Genomic DNA, 492 nt, shown 5'->3' with positions numbered 1-492 from the left:
TTGTGGTGATTGGTGGTAGTACGGTAGTCGGTTGTGTGGTTGTGAGTGGAGTAGTGGTGATAGAGTGGACGAGGTGGTGGATGGGTTGAGGGGTGGTGTATGATGGAGAGATGTGGATGATGTTTGTGTGTATGTTATATTATAAAATTATGGATTGGGCAGTGCGTGTTTTGGGGATTTTTTCTAGATACAGGTTACTGGGTTCTTATTAATTTTTTTTTTCCTCATGACATTCGCCATTTTGATTGTTTTGCTGCTGGGCAGGAAAATTGGCCTGCGGGGACGGATTTTAATCCAGCAGTCGTTCAACCAGTATTCACTTGGCGGCATGATCCGCCTCGTACAGGTTCTGCTATTTTTCGCATTTGGCATCGAATTATTGGCCACAGCGATTTTAGCGGTTCGCTGGGTTCCGGAATACGGCTGGACATACGGGCTTTTCACCAGTGCTTTCCACGCTATTTCCGCATTCAATAATGCAGGATTCTCTCT

At 45.5% G+C, this 492-nt stretch carries 1 pseudogene; it reads left to right on the top strand.

Features of this window, described 5'->3' with window-relative positions:
- Nucleotides 1-226: 226 nt before the first annotated feature.
- Nucleotides 227-492: pseudogene (locus BHE18_RS20935) on the top strand (potassium transporter TrkG); the annotation flags it as partial.

The sequence above is a fragment of the Rossellomorea aquimaris genome, assembly GCF_001877785.1.
Lineage (GTDB): Bacteria > Bacillota > Bacilli > Bacillales > Bacillaceae_B > Rossellomorea > Rossellomorea aquimaris_A.
This window is presented reverse-complemented; position numbering and strand designations above follow the sequence as displayed.